A 16103-nucleotide genomic window follows, 5' to 3' on the forward strand; every position below is an offset into this window, starting at 1 on the left:
CGCCTACCCGAACTCCCCGAACAGCGCGGCTACCGCTACCGATACCTCGTCGGCTGCAGCGGCGGCTAGCTGTATGAGGCCAGAACGTTGTTGACGCGTGATGGCGTCGTGGAGGCGGGCGGCTGCCCGCCATGCGCGCCGTGGGGCCGGTGGTAGTTGTAGTGCAGGTTCCAGGTTGCCAGTGCTCTCTCGCGCTGGTGTTCTGAGGTCCAGGCCTTCGCGTAGAGGAACTCTTCGGAGAGGATGCGGTTGTAGCGTTCGACTTTGCCGTTGTGCTTGGGTGTGTATGGCTTCGTGCGGCGGTGCTCCGCGCCGTTCAGAGCGGCGGCGAATGCGCCGGAACGGTAGCAAGCGCCGTTGTCGGTGACGATTCGCTGGATCCGCGCGATTCCGTGGGCTGCGAACCAGTCGCGGGTGCGATTCAGGAATGCGACGGCGGTCGCGGCCTGTTCGTTCTCGAGTGACTCTGTATATCCCAGGCGGGTGTGCCCGTCGATGGCGGAGTGCAGGTACGCGTACCCGGCCCGCGCACCGCGGGACTTCGCGCGCGCTGCTGCCCGGGCCTCGGGGCTGTCTTTGCCGTGCACGCGCCGGCCGCCGCCGTCGGGGATGCGTCCGACCTTCTTCACGTGGAGGTGCACCATGTGTCCGGGGTGCTTCGCGGTGATCGTCTTGACTTCCCGGTTCGTCTCACCATTCGGGTCGATGAATCGGCGGCGATTCAGGCCGAGCTGGGCCAGGTGCCGGGTGATTGTGCGCCGGCTGATCGCAACACCGTCTGCATGCAGTTTGAAGGCGATGCGGGACGCCGACCACTTATATTCGCGCCGCAGCTCCTCGAGCCGCGCTACTGTCTCGCCGGGCGTCGCGCTCGGCTGCCGGGCTGGGGCAGACGATCGGTCGAGCAGGCCGAGTTCGCCGAACTGACGGTACCGGTTCACCCACTTTGATGCAGTTGCGCGGGAGATGCCCATCTCGGCCGCGACGTGTGAGGTCAGACGGGTGCGGCAGCGTTCGATCAGTCGATTGCGGCCTTCGGGAGTGAGCGGCGCATTCCTGTGGCTGCGCGTGCGTGGTTTGTAGCTGATCGGACTTGGGCTCGAAGTCATCCTCTGAGGCTCAGCGCTGGTACGTGACATTCCGGCCATGGATCTGTGCGCCTAGAACAGTCCCAGCACCAGCGTGATCGCGAGGAACAGCGCCAGCTGATAGCCGGTGTTGATGGTCGTCAGCTTCAGAGGCTTCTGCTCGAACGCGATGAGCACACCAATCCAGCCGATCTCCATGCTGGTACCTCCCTGACGGCCAGGGCACGGCCAGCCCATAGCAACGATGACAGTAAGTTGATGAAATCCGGCATGGTTGAAAATATCAATCGTGTGTCACGTCGATCGTATGGCCAGTTTTGCGGACTGGCGCGCGCGCTCGATGTCGTCGGAGACCGGTGGAACCTCCTGATCGTGCGCGAGCTGCTGCCCGGATCCCTGCGATACAGCGACCTGAAATCCTCCCTGCCTGGCGTGGCGAGCAACCTCCTGGCTGAACGGTTGCGAACGCTGGAGGAGACCGGCGTCGTGGAGCGAGCGCTAGGAGACGCGGGCGTCCTGTATGGACTGACGCGATGGGGCGCGGAACTCAAGGAGCCGATGGAGGCTCTGGGGCGGTGGGGCGTCCCTCGGCTGGCTTCCGGGCGGGGCGATGACGAGTTCCGGCCGCGATGGCTGACCCTCGCGCTGCCTGCCATCCTCCAGGGAAGAACCAAAGCGCCGCCAGTGGAGGTCGGCTTCGAGGTGGAGGGCCTGCTCATCGTCCTCCGCATCGACGATGACGGCCCGAGCGCGCGCATCGGTGTCGCGCATCGACCGGAGACCGTTCTGGCGTCCGACGCCGACACCGTCGTCGGTCTCGTCGCCGGTGCCCTCACCGTCGACCAAGTGCTACATGTAAGTGAACTCCGCGGAGACGCCGACCTCCTACGGCGAGCACTTACCGAAGACGCCGCCTCCAAGGCGTTCGATCCGAGAGATCCCTAGTCGGAGGCACAGCCGTCAACGACCTCATGGCCAGCAACAGCTAGCTGGGTTGTCGGCGCGGTGGCGGCACTGTTGGCCTCGATCAGTTACGTACCGATACGTGCCAACTGGCTCGCAGAGGGCGCCCATTCTTCGTTGAAAGCAAGAACATACGACATATTCACACCAAATCAACGAGAAACATCCGTTTCGCTAGGCGAAACCCAGAAAACTTCTATGAGCCAGACTAGGCGATTGAATACTGTGACAACAGCTTTATGGGGTGAACGTTGCAAAGGAGAGTATTGAGGTAAATGTGGCCAGGGTGGGCCTGGTCGCTTCATGCGGGGTGGGGGGAGTGCGGGATGCTCGGCCACCCCTTCCCCGAGCATATCGCTAGTGCGAAAAAGCAACGGATACTTCGCTGTGCCGATACGCTCGGCGGTCCCGGTCCCGGTCCCGTGGGGCGGTGAGCCGCGTGGCGCCCATCGCACTGGCGCGCTGCGCTCCGTCCGCATACGGTCGGGCAGATGGCCCCTAAGGCACGTCCGGTCCAGCGGATGGATATCCCCGCGCTGGCGCGAACCCTGGCCAGTGCCTTCTACGACGATCCGATCATGGTGTGGCTCCTACCCGATGCGAGCGCCCGCCTGGCGCACCTGCGCCGGATGTTCGCGACGATGACCCGTCACCACCATCTGCGCCACGGCGGGGTCGAGCTGGCCTGCGACGGCCCGGACATCGGTGCTGCGGCGCTATGGGACCCTCCGGATCATTGGCGGGAGTCGGGGTGGGCGCAACTGGCGCAGATACCGACTTTTTTGCGGGTGTTCGGCCTGTGGTCTGCGAAGGGACGAGCCCTGCAGGTCGCGATGAAACGCGCCCACCCGGAGCAGCCGCACTGGTATCTGGCGGTCATCGGAAGCGACCCGTCGGTGCGCGGCCGGGGTTTCGGCCAGGCGCTCATGCGATCCCGGCTGGACCGCTGCGACCAGGAATATTGCCCGGCCTATCTGGAGTCGACGAAGTTCGAGAATGTGGCGTACTACCAGCGATTCGGCTTCACGGTGCGCGGCGAGATGCAGCTGCCGGACGGCTGCCCGCCGATGTGGCCGATGTGGCGCGAACCCCGGTGACTCAGGGTTCCCCCGCACCCGGTTGCCGGCTCGCTTCCCCGGTCGATCCGCGGTGGGTCAGGCGTTGCTCTTCCACCCCGCCACGCCGACGGTGATCATCCGCAGTTGCTTGACGGCGATCCGGTGGATCTCCTCCAGCGCCTCAGTGCTCTGAGCGTCCTCGATGGCTTCGGCGGTGGCGATCATCGCGTTGACGAAAAGGCTTGCCAGCACGTTGAGATCCTCGGTGCTCCACGCGTTGAGCCGAGGAAACCGGGCCAGGTCGGTGGCCAGCTCGGCGGTTATCAGACGGATCTCGGTGCGAATCGCGTAGCGCAGCACGGACAGCCCGGTCGATCGCTCCCTGGAGATGAAACGCCAGTGCTCGCGCTGCTCGGCGACGCTGCCGACCAGGATCTCCACCGATGACTCGATCACTCGGCTCGGGTCCAGCTTGCCGGTTCGTGCGCTGCGCAAGGTGTCGCGAAGGCTGCGGAAGGACTCGTCGATAAGTACCAGGCCGAGCGATTCCATCGACTCGAAGTGGCGATAGAACGCCGCGGGCACGATCCCGGCTTCGCGGGTAACCTCCCGCAGGCTCAGGCCACTGAAACTGCGGTCGTTGAGCGCCTTGAGTGCTGCGGCGATGATGGAGCGCCTGGTCGCCTCTTTGCGCTCTCCGCGTGAGGGCGTGCCCCGGGGCTTTTCTCTGGTCCGACTGCGGTCGCGGCTCTGACCCCCGTCGGGGTCGCTGCGTCGAGACCGTGAGCCAGGAGTACGAGTGTTCACTATGTGAACCGTAGCACAGAACGCGACAAAACCCTTGACCACCTGCACTGGCCGATGTCACGGTATACACATGTTCACTCAAACGTTCACTCAAACATTCGCCCGGCGAGTGCTGAGTTCCGACCTCGTCGATCTGCTCACCGGCCCGCACGGCGTCGACCGGTACACCGAGTTGGTGACACCGACCTGGACGTCGGGCCAGGGCCGCGCCAAGGTGGTCGACGTGCGGCGGACGACTCCCCGCAGCGTCACCCTGACGCTGGTTCCCAATGCCGCGTTCACCGAACGCCACACCATCAAGGCCGGACAGTTCGTCAACGTCTCGGTCGAGATCGACGGGCGCACCCACTCGCGGTGCTACTCGCCGGCCAACGCCGAAGGCAGTCCGCGGCTCGAGTTGACCGTCGGCGTACACGACGGCGGCCTAGTCTCGACCTACCTGTACGAACAAGCCCAAGTCGGCATGACCGTCGGGTTGGACGGCATCGGCGGCGACTTCGTGTTGCCCGAGCGCCGGCCCCGCCGGATCCTGTTGATCTCCGGCGGCAGCGGCGTCACACCGGTGATGGCGATGCTGCGCACCCTGGTCGCCGAAGGCCACGCCGGGGAGATCGCCTTCGTGCATTACGCCCGTACCGCCGAGGATGCCGGCTACCGCGATGACCTGGCCACGATGGCCACGATGCCCGGAGTGCGGGTGCTGCACGGATACACCCGGTCGGGCACCGGCGACCTGGCCGGCCGGTTCGGCGCCGAACACCTGGCCGCGGCCATGCCGACACCCGACGCGGTGTTCGTCTGCGGGCCAACCGCATTGATCGACGCCGTCAAGGCGCACTGTGAAAACGTGTTCACCGAAAGCTTCGTGCCGCCGGTGATCGAAGCTCCGGCCAACCCGACGGGCGGGCAGGTGAGTTTCGCCGACAGCGGGATCGACATCGTCGACGATGGCCGCTCGATTCTGGAGCAGGCCGAATCGGCCGGGCTGACACCGAAGAACGGCTGCCGGATGGTCATCTGCCACACCTGTACGTGCCGCAAGACCGCCGGCACCGTGCGCAACCTGGTCACCGGCGCGGTCTCCACCGCTCCGGGGGAGGACATACAGATCTGCGTCAGCGTTCCCGTCGGTGACGTCGACATCGCCCTGTAGGAACTGAACCAAACTTCGCGACTGTGAATCAGACGACGCGTGCACGGCGTGTCGCGTCGTGAAATTCACAGTCACCCACGCAAAGGAGTAAAAACCATGGCACACAACGAGATCACCCTCAGCAAAGAGCAGGCCGACGCATTCGGCCGCGAACTCGACGCCATCAGGGACCGCGTACTGGCGGACCTGGGCCAGGAGGACGCCGACTACATCCGCAAAGTCATCAAGACCCAGCGCGCACTCGAAGTGGGCGGGCGGGCACTGCTGTTCCTGCCGCCGGCCTGGCTGTTCGGCACCGCGATGCTGGGTGCGGCCAAGATCCTGGACAACATGGAGATCGGCCACAACATCATGCACGGCCAGTACGACTGGATGCGCGACCCGACGATCTCCGGCCGCGACTTCGAGTGGGACACCGCCTGCCCAGCCGACCAGTGGCGGCACTCGCACAACTATCTGCACCACACCCACACCAACATCGTCGGCATGGACCGCGACATCGGCTACGGCATCATCCGGATGAGCGAGGACCAGCCGTGGGAGCCCTACTACCTGGGCAACCCCGTCTATGCGTTCCTGCTGATGGTGTTCTTCCAATATGGCGTCGCGCTGCACGAACTGGAGTCCGAGCGGATTCGCACCGGCGAGATCAAGCTTCGCGACAAGCGCGAGATGCTCAAGGAGACGTGGAAGAAGACCCGCCGGCAGACGCTCAAGGACTATGTGGCCTTCCCGCTGCTGGCCGGGCCGTTCGCGCCGTTCGTGTTCGCCGGCAATCTCACTGCGAACCTGATGCGCAACGTCTGGTCGTACATGATCATCTTCTGCGGCCATTTCCCGGACGGCACCCAGGAGTTCACCGTCGAGGAGGCAGCCGGCGAGTCCCGTGGCCAGTGGTATCTGCGCCAGGTGCTCGGTTCGGCGAACCTGACCGGCGGGGAGCTCTTCCACATCATGTCCGGCAACCTGTCACACCAGATCGAGCACCATCTGTTCCCCGACATGCCGGCCCGCCGGTACGCCGAGATCGCACCCGAGGTCGAAGAGATCTGCGGACGGTACGGAATTCCCTACAACAAGGGCCCGCTGCTGCGGCAGTTCGGCACCGTGGTCCGCAAGATCGTCCGGCTGACGCTCCCCGCCTCGCGCAAGCGGGCTCTGCGGCAGGACGCGGCCGCGGGCACCGGTCGTGGCGCGGTGGAGGCCCTGCCGGTCGCCGCATAGGGGGTGTCTTCACTCGGCTGGAGTGCCGAGCGTGCAACTGCTGCGGGAAAACAGCCGTTTTTCCGCAGCAGTTGCACGTTGGGCGAGGGGTGGCCGGGTGCCGGGTGGCCGGGTGGCCGGGTGCGACCGACTTTCGGAGGCGATTCGCGCCCTAGGTCGAACGGTTCCTGCGGTAGTACTACCTTCGGTACCCATGGTCGCAATGCCCGCCCTGGACGGTGTCGAACACCGTTACGTCGATCTCGGTGCCGGTGTCACCATCCACGTCGCCGACGCCGGCCCGGCGGACGGACCGGCGGTCATGCTGGTGCACGGCTTCCCGCAGAACTGGTGGGAGTGGCACAAACTGATCCCCCCGCTGGTTGCCGACGGGTTCCGGGTGCTGTGCCCCGATCTGCGGGGGGCGGGCTGGAGTTCGGCGCCCGCGTCGAGCTATCTCAAGACCGATATGGCCGACGATCTCGCCGGTGTCCTGGACCATCTGGGGGTGCCGACGGTCGAGCTGGTCGCGCACGACTGGGGCGGGCCGGTTGCGTTCATCATGATGCTGCGCCACCCCGAGAAAGTCACCGGATTCTTCGGGGTCAACACCGCCGCGCCATTCGCCAAACGTGATGTGGGGTCGCTGATCAATCTCTGGCGGTTCTGGTATCAGATTCCGCTGGCGCTGCCGGTCATCGGGCCGCGGATCATCGGCGAACCCAACTCCAGGTTCGTCCGGTTCCTCATGTCCTGGGTCGGAGGCGGGTACACACCGCCGGCCGACGATGTCGCGATGTACAGCGACTGTATGAATCTGCCCGGGCACGCGGAGGCGGGCTCTCGCTGGTACCGCACTTTTCAGCTGCGGGAAATGCTCAGCTGGGTGCGCGGCGAGTATGGCTCGGACAAGCCGGGGGGGCGGGTGGACGTGCCGGTCCGGTGGCTGACCGGTATCGACGATCCGGTGATGACCGCCGGCGCCACTGACGGGTACGAGGAGCACATCAGCGACTTCAAGGTCGAGCTGGTGCCCGGTGTCGGGCATTGGATCGTGGATCAGCGGCCCGAACTGGTGCTGGACCGGTTGCGGGCGTTCCTGCTTCGGTGACGCCGCCGGGCTGTCTCGCTCCCCCGTGCGGCGCGGGCATTGGCCGAGCCGCGCGGAGTTTCGGCGAACCGCGCGGAGTTTCGCTGAGCCGCCGGCTCCGCGCTACTGCCCTGGAACGCGGGGCCCCAGCAGTGCGATCGCCGCGTCCACGGCCGGTTCGATGATCTCCCGGGGAGACGTGCCGTCCTCGACGGCGATGGCGACGAGTTCGCGCAGGCCCCCCACCAGAATCATCGCCAGCGGGGGTGTCAGCGGTGGCACGTTTGCGCGCTGGAATCCCGGGCTGCCGCTGAGTTCGATCAACAGGTCCGTCAGCAATTCCAGTCCCTGGCGTTGCACGGGGCGTGCATGTTCGCCCAGGTAGGCGAATTCGCGGATCCAGCTGAGGGTGACCGCGGTGCGTGCTTCGATATGGCCGGCATAGCTCTCGACCGCTTGGCGGATCTGCTGGCGCCAGTCCGCCGTGGGGTCGACCGCGGCGCGGATGTCGCCGGCCATCAGCTGGACCTCCACCCGCAGCAACTCCTCGAAAGAGTGCTCCTTGCTGGAAAACTGGCTGTAGAAGGTGCGTTTGGAGGTGCGGGCGTGGCGCACGATGTCGGCGACGGTGGTGGCGCGGTAGCCGCGTTCGCCGATGGAGGCTGCGAGGCCGTCCAGCAGACGCAACCGGAATCCATGAGCGGCCGCAGGCTCTGTCAGCTCGGGGCGGTGGGCCTGTGCTGTCACCGGTGGGCTCCTCCGGATGCTTGTCAGGTTTGGTACCAAAGAGTACCGTACAGGGTGAGTGTGTGGTACTGCGACGTACCACGTGGGGATGGCGGGGCAGGCACGGGAAGCCGGGCAGATTTGGAGAGGTGAAGACATGAGTCCGGACACGGCGAGGGCCGAGACGGTGGAGGACGGTGTGCGGACCGCGATGGACGACGTGACCGCCGAAGTCCCGCCACCACCCGCTGCCCCCGCTCTGCGCCTGCCCCCGGCCGTTGCGGGGCCGAAGTTCTTTCAGGGCATGGGGTTCGTGCTGGCCCGCCACTGGTTCTGGAAGCAGATGGTGCGCCGGCACGGCCAGGTTTTTCGCGTCGACCTCCCGGTGTACGGAAGCGTTGTGGTCGTCTGCGATCCCCAGCTGTCCAAGCAGGTGTTCAGCGCGAGCCCCGACGCCCTGGGCAACATCCAGCCCAATTTGAGCCGGCTGTTCGGCTCGGGATCTGTGTTCGGGCTCGACGGCGAGGACCACCGGCGGCGGCGCCGACTGCTTGCCCCCCCGTTCCACGGCAAAGCCATGAAGAAGTACGAGGCGATCATCGAAGAGGAGACGCTGCGCGAGACTGCGGGCTGGCCCGATCGGCAGTCGATTCCCACGCTGCCGACGATGAACCGGATCACGCTCAATGCCATTCTGCGGGCGATCTTCGGTGCTGACGGCGCCGAGCTCGACCAGCTGCGCCGGATGATCCCACCCTGGGTCACGTTGGGTTCCAGGATGGCGCCCATGCCGACTGCCAAACGAAATTACGGCCGCTACAGCCCCTGGGGGCGACTGGCGGCGTGGCGACGCCGGTATGACGTCGTCATCGACCGGCTGATCGAGATCGAACGGGCGGACGCGAACTTCGAGGAGCGCACCGATGTGCTCGCGTTGATGCTGCGCAGTACCTACGAAGACGGCGCTGTGATGTCGCGCAAGGACATTGGCGACGAGCTGCTGGCGCTACTGGCCGCCGGCCACGAAACCACCGCAACCACCCTGGCGTGGGCGTTCGAGCGAGTCACCCGGCACCCGGAAGTGCTGGCGGGGCTGGTGGCGGAAGCCGATTCCGGTGGGAGTGAGCTGCGCCAGGCCACGATCATGGAAGTCCAGCGGGCGAGCAACGTTATCGACCTCACCGGACGGCATGTCTACACTCCGGTGTTCGAACTCGGCGAATGGGATATCCCCCAGGGTTATTCGATCGTCACCAGCATCTCGCAGATCCACGGCAATCCGGAGTTCTTCCCCGACCCCGGCCGGTTCGATCCGCAGCGGTTCCTGGGCTCCAAGCCGGCGGCGTTCGCGTGGATTCCGTTCGGCGGAGGTACCCGGCGTTGCGTGGGTTCGGCGTTCGCCAACATGGAGATGGATGTGGTTCTACGTACGGTGCTGCGCGTCTTCGAGGTGGAAACCACCGATGCGCCCGCCGAACGGTCGCACAACCGCGGCGTCGCGTTCGCGCCGAAGGACGGCGGCCGGATCGTCGTGCACCGACGTCGCTGATTTTCGCCGGGTCGCGGGAGCGCCTGAGCGCCGGCACCGGCGGCACCGGCGGATCGCGGCAGTGCCAGTTTCGACGGTTGGACACTGCGCGTGCGTTGCCGGTGGCGTTGACCGTGAGCGTGTGGCGTCGATGGTGCGCCCAGAGCGTCGACTGTGAATCGTTGGCGTTGACTGTGAATCGTTGGCGTTGACTGTGAAGCCAGGGCGAGATCTGGGCGAATCTCCCGCCGTGGCTTCACAGTGAAAGCCGTGGCTTCACAGTGAAAGCCCTGTCTTCACAGTCGACTACGACAGCCCAGAGTTCACGCCCAAGGACCCCACCCGAACCGGCTCCTGGTCGTTGCGGGCGCGGGGGATCGGTCGGCCGTTGCCGAAAGGCTTCGCCACGGTGGCCTGAATATTTTCGACGAGGCCATCACCCCACGGGGCGCGACCAACACGCCGCCGACGGCCCGACCTACTTTTCCGAAGTCGCGCGGCTGGGCAACGCCCACCCGGGCCGGACGAAGTGGCAGGTGTAGCCGTGCGGGTAGCGCAGCAGGTAATCCTGATGCTCGGGTTCGGCCTCCCAGAAATCGCCGACCGGACTGACCTCGGTGACTACCTTGCCCGGCCACAGGCCGGACGCTTCGACGTCGGCGATGGTGTCCAAGGCGATTCGCTGCTGGGCGGCGTCGGCGTAGAAGATCGCCGAGCGGTAGCTGGGGCCGCAGTCGTTGCCCTGGCGGTCCTTGGTTGTCGGATCGTGGATCTGGAAAAAGAACTCCAGCAGTGCCCGGTAGTCGGCGACGGCGGGATCGAAGATGATTTCGACGGCTTCGGCGTGCGTGCCGTGGTTGCGATAGGTCGCATTGGGGACGTTGCCACCGCTGTAGCCGACTCGGGTGGAGAGCACGCCCGGCTGTTTGCGGATCAGATCCTGCATCCCCCAGAAGCACCCACCGGCAAGGACCGCTCGCTGTGTCGTTGTCATCTGCGTCCTCCTTACCGGCCTGGGACCCGACCCCAACCCCGGGACCGGGCCACCAGGCTACACTCCGCCCGTGAGGTGTAACGGCTGGTGAGCGGGCCAAAATTCCCCCGGAGCGAACTGACCTCGGCGTTCGAGCGGTTCGAGCGGACCGTCGGGGATGCGGCCCGAACCCACGATTGGGACGCCTGGGTGCAGCACTACACCCCCGATGTCGAGTACATCGAGCACGCGGCGGGCACCATGCGCGGTCGCGATGAGGTACGCGCCTGGATCAGACGGACGATGACGAGTTTTCCCGGCAGCCACATGGTGGCCTTCCCGGCATTGTGGTCGGTGATCGATGAGCCCACCGGGCGGGTGATCATGGAGTTGGACAACCCGATGCGCGATCCCGGCGACGGCAGCGTGATCAGCGCGACCAACATCTCGATCATCACCTACGCCGGCGACGGACTGTGGTGCCGCCAAGAGGACATCTACAACCCGCTGCGCTTCATGCGGGCGGCCCTGAAGTGGTGCCGTCGGGCGCAACACCTGGGAACCCTCGATGAGGATGCCGCCCGCTGGCTGCGGGAGAACGGCGGTCGCCGATGAGTCCGCGGGGCGCGAAACCGAAACTCGTCATCGGAGCCAACGGCTTCCTGGGTTCGCATGTCACCCGCCTGCTCGTCGAAGACGGCCACCAGGTTCGCGCGATGGTGCGCCCGGCGGCCAACACGCGCAGCATTGACGGCTTGCCGCTCACCCGGTTCCACGGCGACGTGTTCGACACGGCCACCGTCGCCGCGGCAATGGACGGCTGCGACGACGTCTACTACTGCGTGGTCGACACCCGCGCCTGGCTGCGGGACCCGGCACCGCTGTTCCGCACCAACGTCGAGGGCGTGCGCAACGTCCTCGAGGTGGCCAAGGACGCGGGCCTGCGCAGGTTCGTCTTCACCAGCACCTATGCGACGGTGGACCGTCGGCGCGGGCGGGTGTCCGACGAATCCGACCGGATCGGTCCGCAGCGGCGGGTCAGTGCCTACGTGCGGTCCCGGGTGCAGGCCGAGGATCTGGTCCTGGGCTATGCCGCCGACCGCGGGGTGCCGACGGTGGCCATGTGCGTCTCGACGACCTATGGCGCCGGCGACTGGGGCCGCACCCCGCACGGCGCGTTCATCGCGGGCGCGGTCTTCGGCAAGTTGCCCTTCCTGATGCCGGGGATCGAACTCGAGGCCGTCGGGGTCGACGACGCGGCCCGGGCGATGATCCTGGCCGCGCAGCGCGGCAGCAACGGCGCGAAGTATGTGATCTCCGAACGCATGATCGCGTTGACCGACGTGGTTCGCATCGCCGCCGACGAAGCCGGGGTGGTGCCGCCGAAACGGTCGATCCCGGTGCCGGCGCTCTACGCCCTGGGTGCGCTGGGAACGCTGCGGGCCAAGGTGACCGGCAGGGACGCCGAGCTCAGCCTGACATCGGTGCGGATGATGCGGGCCGAAGCCCACGTCGACCACGGCAGGGCGGTCCGCGAGTTGGGCTGGCGGCCCCGGCCGGTCGAAGAGTCGATCCGCGAAGCCGCCCGGTTCTGGGCGGCCATGCGCGCGGGCGGAAGCGCGGGCCGGGGCGAATAGGCTGCCTGCCGGGGCGGGGGCGTCGGGCGGCGGGGTGAGCGCGGGGATCTGATGCAGGACGTTCCCCGAGTCCGTTTCAGCACCCGCCCGCCTGCTGCGCACCCCGGCCGGCGCGGTCGGCTTCGGCGGTCTGCCGGTTGAGCCGCTGCGATTCGTAGATGGTGACGTTGGTGCGCGACATCAGCAGCGATGCGATACCCACGGAGAGAATCGCGCCCGGCACCACCGAGAAAGATCCGGTCATCTCGGCGACCATGAGCATGACGGCCAGCGGGGCGCGGGCGACGCTGCCGAAGCACGTCATCATCGCGACGACGACGAAGATCCCCGGATCGTGCGGCACGCCCGGCAGGCCGCTCAACTCACCCAGCCGCCAGATGGCGGCGCCGACGAAGGCGCCGATCACGATTCCGGGTCCGAACAGGCCGCCGGATCCTCCGCTGCCGATGGACAGCGAGGTCGCCAGGATCTTGGCGACCGGCAGGACGATGACGATCCACAGCGGAATCGCCATCAGCGCGGTGCGATCGGCGGCCAGCTGCGCCCAGCCGTAGCCGCTGCTCAAGATCTGCGGGATCGCCAGCGCCATCAGGCCCACCATCAGGCCGCCGAGTGCGGGTTTGAGAATTGGGCTGCCCGGCAGCCGGTGTGTCAGCTCGACCGCCTTGTGAAAGGTCTGGGCGTAGAGGTAGCCGATTGCGGTGGCGGCCAGCCCGATCACCACGAACCACAGCAGCGGGGCGGCGCGCTCGAAGCGGTACTCGGCGTCGATGTAGCCGAAGAGCGGGTCGAAACCGAGGAAGGAGCCGAGCACCGCGTATGCCGTTCCCGAGGCGATGAAGCCGGGTAGCAGGGCGTTGTAGTCGAAGTCGTCCCGGTAGCCGATCGACGCGGTCAGCGCGGCGCCGCCCAGTGGTGCGGCGAAGATGGCTCCGATGCCCGCGCCGATCCCGAGCGCCACCGCGATGCGGCCGTCCTCGTCGGACAGGTTGAGCCTGCGGGTGAGCAGTGAACTGAAGCCGGCCGAGATCTGGGCGGTGGGGCCTTCCCGGCCGGCCGAACCGCCCGAACCGATGGTCAGGGCGCTGGCGATCATCTTGACCAGCACCGCGCGCCCGCGGATCGCGCGGGGGTCGGTGTGGGTTGCCTCGATGGCCTCGTCGGTCCCGTGGCCGGTGGCTTCCGGGGCGAACTTGGTGACAATCAGCGCCGACAGCAGCGCTCCACCGGTGGTGATCAGCGGAATGGTCCACGCGCGCGGGAACCCGGCTGATCCGTGGCTGCCTCCCTCGCCAGCTGGGGTGGGGACGTGGTAGTCGGCGAGGTGACCGAGCAGGAATGCGCCGGTGTATTTGATCGCCAGGTAGAACACCACGGCGCCCAGTCCGGCGATGACGCCGATCGCGGCACCCAGCAGGAGCCACTTCTGCAGGTAGCCGGCATTTCGGATGGAGGCTCCGAAGTGGCCGCCGGCGGCGACGTGCGATGCCCAGTGCGGGTGCTTCGGCATGCTCGCAAACGCTATCAGCGCAGCGGTTGCCGGGGGTTGGGCCGGGGGCCGGGGGCCGAGGCCCGAGGGCTGGGCGCTGGGGCCCGGAGGCTGGGGCCTGGGGCCTGGGGGCCGGGGCCGGGGCCGGGGCCCGGGCCCAGCGGGCAGCGGCAGCGGCGGGGGCAAGCGGGCCGTGCGGGCGCTGGGCCCCGGACCGTCGGGAATAAACGGACTTAAGTCCGGGTATCTAGGGTAGCCATATTCCCAGGAGGTAGACATGCCCGCCATCACCGCAGACACGCTCGCATTGCCCCGGGTGGCACCGTCGGCGCCCGGCGACTCTCAGCGTCCCGTCCGCTCGGTCACCACCGGCCCGCGAGGCTACGAGGGACTGGGTTTCCCGGTGGTCCGCGCCTTCGCCGGGGTCGCCACCGCCGCGCTGGACCCGTTTGTGCACATGGACCAGATAGGGGAGCTGGAATACGCACCGGGGGAGCCCCGCGGCACCGACTGGCATCCCCATCGCGGCTTCGAAACCGTGACCTACATGATCGACGGAGCGTTCGCACATCGGGACTCCCACGGTGGCGGCGGGCTGATCACCGACGGGGCGACCCAGTGGATGACGGCCGGGGCGGGCATCCTGCACATCGAGACACCGCCGGCGGAGCTGGTCAGGACCGGCGGGCTGTTCCACGGTATCCAGCTGTGGGTGAACCTGCCGCGGCGAGACAAGTTCGCTCCGCCCCGTTATCAGGCGATCGACGGCGGCGACGCCACCCTGCTGGCCTCCGGCGACGGAGGTGCGCTGATTCGCGTCATCGCCGGAGAGATCGACGGTCACCGGGGGCCGGGAATCACCCATACGCCGATCACGCTGGCCCACGCGACCGTCGAAAGCGGTGCGAGGCTCGACATTCCGTGGCGCCGGGACTTCAACGCGCTCGTCTATGTGCTGTCAGGGGAGGGCGCTGTCGGTCCGGCGGGGCACCCGGTGGAACATGGCCGGCTGGCGGTGCTGGGGCCGGGGGACCGTGTCGTCGCGAGCGCCCGCTCGATCCGCGCGCGGCCATTGGAGATCCTGCTGCTGGGCGGGCAACCGATCCGCGAACCGGTGTTCCACTACGGGCCCTTCGTGATGAACACCAAGGCCGAGGTGATCCAGGCGCTCGCCGACTACCAGGCGGGTAGGTTCGGCGGCATCCAGCTGGGTCCGGAGCTTGCGTAGGGTGCAAGACGGCTGTTGTGGCGATGCCGTGCGGAACTCGGTGACCTGACCCACAAAGCGTATAGATTAGCTAATCTATTCGGTAGCATGGCCGGGTCACAGTTGGTCTCCGTGCGCTCGCCACGGCGACGTCGTCGCGATGCAGTTGACCGGCCCTCCAGACACATCGGCCTCGAAGGAGCCTGCGATGAGCACACTGCGTAGCCACGACGACACCTGGGACATCCGGACCAGCGTCGGAACCACAGCGGTCATGGTGGCCGCCGCGCGAGCCGTCGAAACCGAACAGCCCGACGCGTTGATCCGCGATCCCTACGCCAAGATTCTGGTCGACGACGCCAACGCCGACGTGATGTGGGAGGCCATGCTCGACCCGTCCATCGTGGACAAGGTGGAAAGCGTGGACCCCGAGGCGGCGGCGATGATCCGGCAGATGCGCGGCTACCAGGCGGTTCGAACGAACTTCTTCGACACCTACTTCGCCGACGCCACCGCCGCAGGGATCCGTCAGGTCGTCATCCTGGCCTCGGGCCTGGACTCGCGGGCCTACCGGCTGGACTGGCCGTCCGGCACCAGGGTCTTCGAGATAGACCAGCCCCAGGTCCTGGACTACAAGTCGACGACGTTGGCCGGCCACGGTGTCACTCCGAAATCCGACCGCCGCGCCGTCGCCGTCGACCTGCGCCAGGACTGGCCGGCGGCGCTGCGCGCCGCGGGGTTCGATCCGGCGGTGCCGACGGCCTGGTTGGCCGAGGGCCTGCTAATGTACCTGCCGGCTGAGGCCCAAGACCGGCTGTTCGCCCAGGTCGGCGAGTTGAGTCCGCCGGGCAGTCGCGTCGCGGCCGAGACCGCGCCGTCCCACGCCGAGGAACGCCGACAGCAGATGCGCGAGCGGTTCCTGAAGATTGCCGAACAGATCGGCCTGGAAGAGACGATCGACATCGGCGAACTGATGTATCGCGACGAAAACCGGGCCCGCGTCGCCGACTGGCTGAACCAGCACGGCTGGCGCGCCACCGCGGCGAGCTCGGTGGAGGAGATGCAGCGCCTGGGCCGGTGGATGGTCGAGCCGCCGTCGGCCGACGACGAGGACGCCTTCTCCGAGTTCGTGACGGCGGTGCGCGGCTAGAGCGTTGGTTGTGGGCCCGCGGGCCCACCGG

General features: G+C 67.1%; 17 protein-coding genes. 10 read left to right on the top strand and 7 right to left on the bottom strand.

From position 1 onward, the window contains the following. Positions 1-3: 3 nt before the first annotated feature. From ACK5M9_RS08905 to ACK5M9_RS08915, 3 genes are read right to left on the bottom strand one after another with little or no spacing between them, the layout of a single operon-like run. Positions 4-102, bottom strand: a complete 99-nt coding sequence (locus tag ACK5M9_RS08905) for a PE domain-containing protein (protein WP_416892850.1) — start codon at positions 100-102, stop codon at positions 4-6. After that, a complete protein-coding gene (locus tag ACK5M9_RS08910; RefSeq protein ID WP_416892851.1) occupies positions 66-1109 on the bottom strand; it encodes an IS481 family transposase in 1044 nt (347 codons plus the stop codon). Before ACK5M9_RS08910 ends, ACK5M9_RS08905 begins: the two co-directional genes overlap by 37 nt. 51 nt (positions 1110-1160) lie before the next feature. Beyond that, the gene (locus ACK5M9_RS08915; protein ID WP_416892800.1) at positions 1161-1286 is read right to left on the bottom strand and encodes a hypothetical protein; all 126 of its coding nucleotides are present in this window, start codon (positions 1284-1286) and stop codon (positions 1161-1163) included. Between the two features lie 60 nt (positions 1287-1346). Between ACK5M9_RS08915 and ACK5M9_RS08920 the strand changes: the two genes are divergently transcribed. Then, positions 1347-2033 (top strand): winged helix-turn-helix transcriptional regulator, encoded by a 687-nt coding sequence (locus tag ACK5M9_RS08920; protein ID WP_416892801.1) that lies wholly within the window; start codon positions 1347-1349, stop codon positions 2031-2033. Positions 2034-2542: 509 nt separating this feature from the next. Next, a complete protein-coding gene (locus tag ACK5M9_RS08925) occupies positions 2543-3148 on the top strand; it encodes a GNAT family N-acetyltransferase (protein WP_416892802.1) in 606 nt (201 codons plus the stop codon). Between the two features lie 57 nt (positions 3149-3205). Here the strand turns inward: ACK5M9_RS08925 and ACK5M9_RS08930 are convergent, their stop codons facing one another. Beyond that, the gene (locus ACK5M9_RS08930; protein WP_416892803.1) at positions 3206-3916 is read right to left on the bottom strand and encodes a TetR family transcriptional regulator; all 711 of its coding nucleotides are present in this window, start codon (positions 3914-3916) and stop codon (positions 3206-3208) included. A gap of 70 nt (positions 3917-3986) precedes the next feature. Between ACK5M9_RS08930 and ACK5M9_RS08935 the strand changes: the two genes are divergently transcribed. The 3 genes from ACK5M9_RS08935 to ACK5M9_RS08945 all read left to right on the top strand — a co-directional run bounded on the left by ACK5M9_RS08935 (position 3987) and on the right by ACK5M9_RS08945 (position 7383). After that, complete coding sequence (locus ACK5M9_RS08935; protein WP_416892804.1) at positions 3987-5069, top strand: flavin reductase family protein; 1083 nt, start codon at positions 3987-3989, stop codon at positions 5067-5069. A 96-nt stretch (positions 5070-5165) separates the two neighbouring features. Further along, entirely contained in the window at positions 5166-6293 is a 1128-nt protein-coding gene (locus ACK5M9_RS08940; protein WP_416892805.1) for a fatty acid desaturase family protein, read from the top strand. Positions 6294-6486: 193 nt separating this feature from the next. Beyond that, the gene (locus tag ACK5M9_RS08945; protein WP_416892806.1) at positions 6487-7383 is read left to right on the top strand and encodes an alpha/beta fold hydrolase; all 897 of its coding nucleotides are present in this window, start codon (positions 6487-6489) and stop codon (positions 7381-7383) included. A gap of 102 nt (positions 7384-7485) precedes the next feature. Here the strand turns inward: ACK5M9_RS08945 and ACK5M9_RS08950 are convergent, their stop codons facing one another. Further along, positions 7486-8109 carry a TetR/AcrR family transcriptional regulator gene (locus tag ACK5M9_RS08950; RefSeq protein WP_416892807.1) on the bottom strand — a complete coding sequence of 208 codons (624 nt, stop codon included), beginning with the start codon at positions 8107-8109 and terminating at the stop codon, positions 7486-7488. A gap of 190 nt (positions 8110-8299) precedes the next feature. On the opposite strand from ACK5M9_RS08950, the gene ACK5M9_RS08955 reads away from it, so the two are divergent. Beyond that, entirely contained in the window at positions 8300-9637 is a 1338-nt protein-coding gene (locus tag ACK5M9_RS08955; protein ID WP_416892852.1) for a cytochrome P450, read from the top strand. A gap of 457 nt (positions 9638-10094) precedes the next feature. Here ACK5M9_RS08955 and msrA read toward each other — a convergent pair whose 3' ends face one another. Further along, on the bottom strand, positions 10095-10610 hold the full coding sequence (gene msrA, locus ACK5M9_RS08960; protein WP_416892808.1) for a peptide-methionine (S)-S-oxide reductase MsrA: 516 nt from the start codon (positions 10608-10610) through the stop codon (positions 10095-10097). Between the two features lie 87 nt (positions 10611-10697). Between msrA and ACK5M9_RS08965 the strand changes: the two genes are divergently transcribed. Together ACK5M9_RS08965 and ACK5M9_RS08970 are read left to right on the top strand one after the other, a co-directional pair. Then, positions 10698-11204 carry a nuclear transport factor 2 family protein gene (locus ACK5M9_RS08965; RefSeq protein WP_416892809.1) on the top strand — a complete coding sequence of 169 codons (507 nt, stop codon included), beginning with the start codon at positions 10698-10700 and terminating at the stop codon, positions 11202-11204. Next, positions 11201-12226, top strand: a complete 1026-nt coding sequence (locus tag ACK5M9_RS08970; protein ID WP_416892810.1) for an NAD-dependent epimerase/dehydratase family protein — start codon at positions 11201-11203, stop codon at positions 12224-12226. The genes ACK5M9_RS08965 and ACK5M9_RS08970 overlap by 4 nt, the downstream gene beginning before the upstream one ends. 76 nt (positions 12227-12302) lie before the next feature. Here the strand turns inward: ACK5M9_RS08970 and ACK5M9_RS08975 are convergent, their stop codons facing one another. Next, the gene (locus ACK5M9_RS08975; protein ID WP_416892811.1) at positions 12303-13736 is read right to left on the bottom strand and encodes a chloride channel protein; all 1434 of its coding nucleotides are present in this window, start codon (positions 13734-13736) and stop codon (positions 12303-12305) included. A 256-nt stretch (positions 13737-13992) separates the two neighbouring features. Between ACK5M9_RS08975 and ACK5M9_RS08980 the strand changes: the two genes are divergently transcribed. Then, positions 13993-14943, top strand: a complete 951-nt coding sequence (locus ACK5M9_RS08980; protein ID WP_416892812.1) for a pirin family protein — start codon at positions 13993-13995, stop codon at positions 14941-14943. A 187-nt stretch (positions 14944-15130) separates the two neighbouring features. Next, entirely contained in the window at positions 15131-16072 is a 942-nt protein-coding gene (locus ACK5M9_RS08985; protein WP_416892813.1) for a class I SAM-dependent methyltransferase, read from the top strand. The last annotated feature ends 31 nt before the right edge of the window (positions 16073-16103 follow it).

It is taken from the genome of Mycobacterium sp., from assembly GCF_047975165.1.
Taxonomy (GTDB): domain Bacteria; phylum Actinomycetota; class Actinomycetes; order Mycobacteriales; family Mycobacteriaceae; genus Mycobacterium.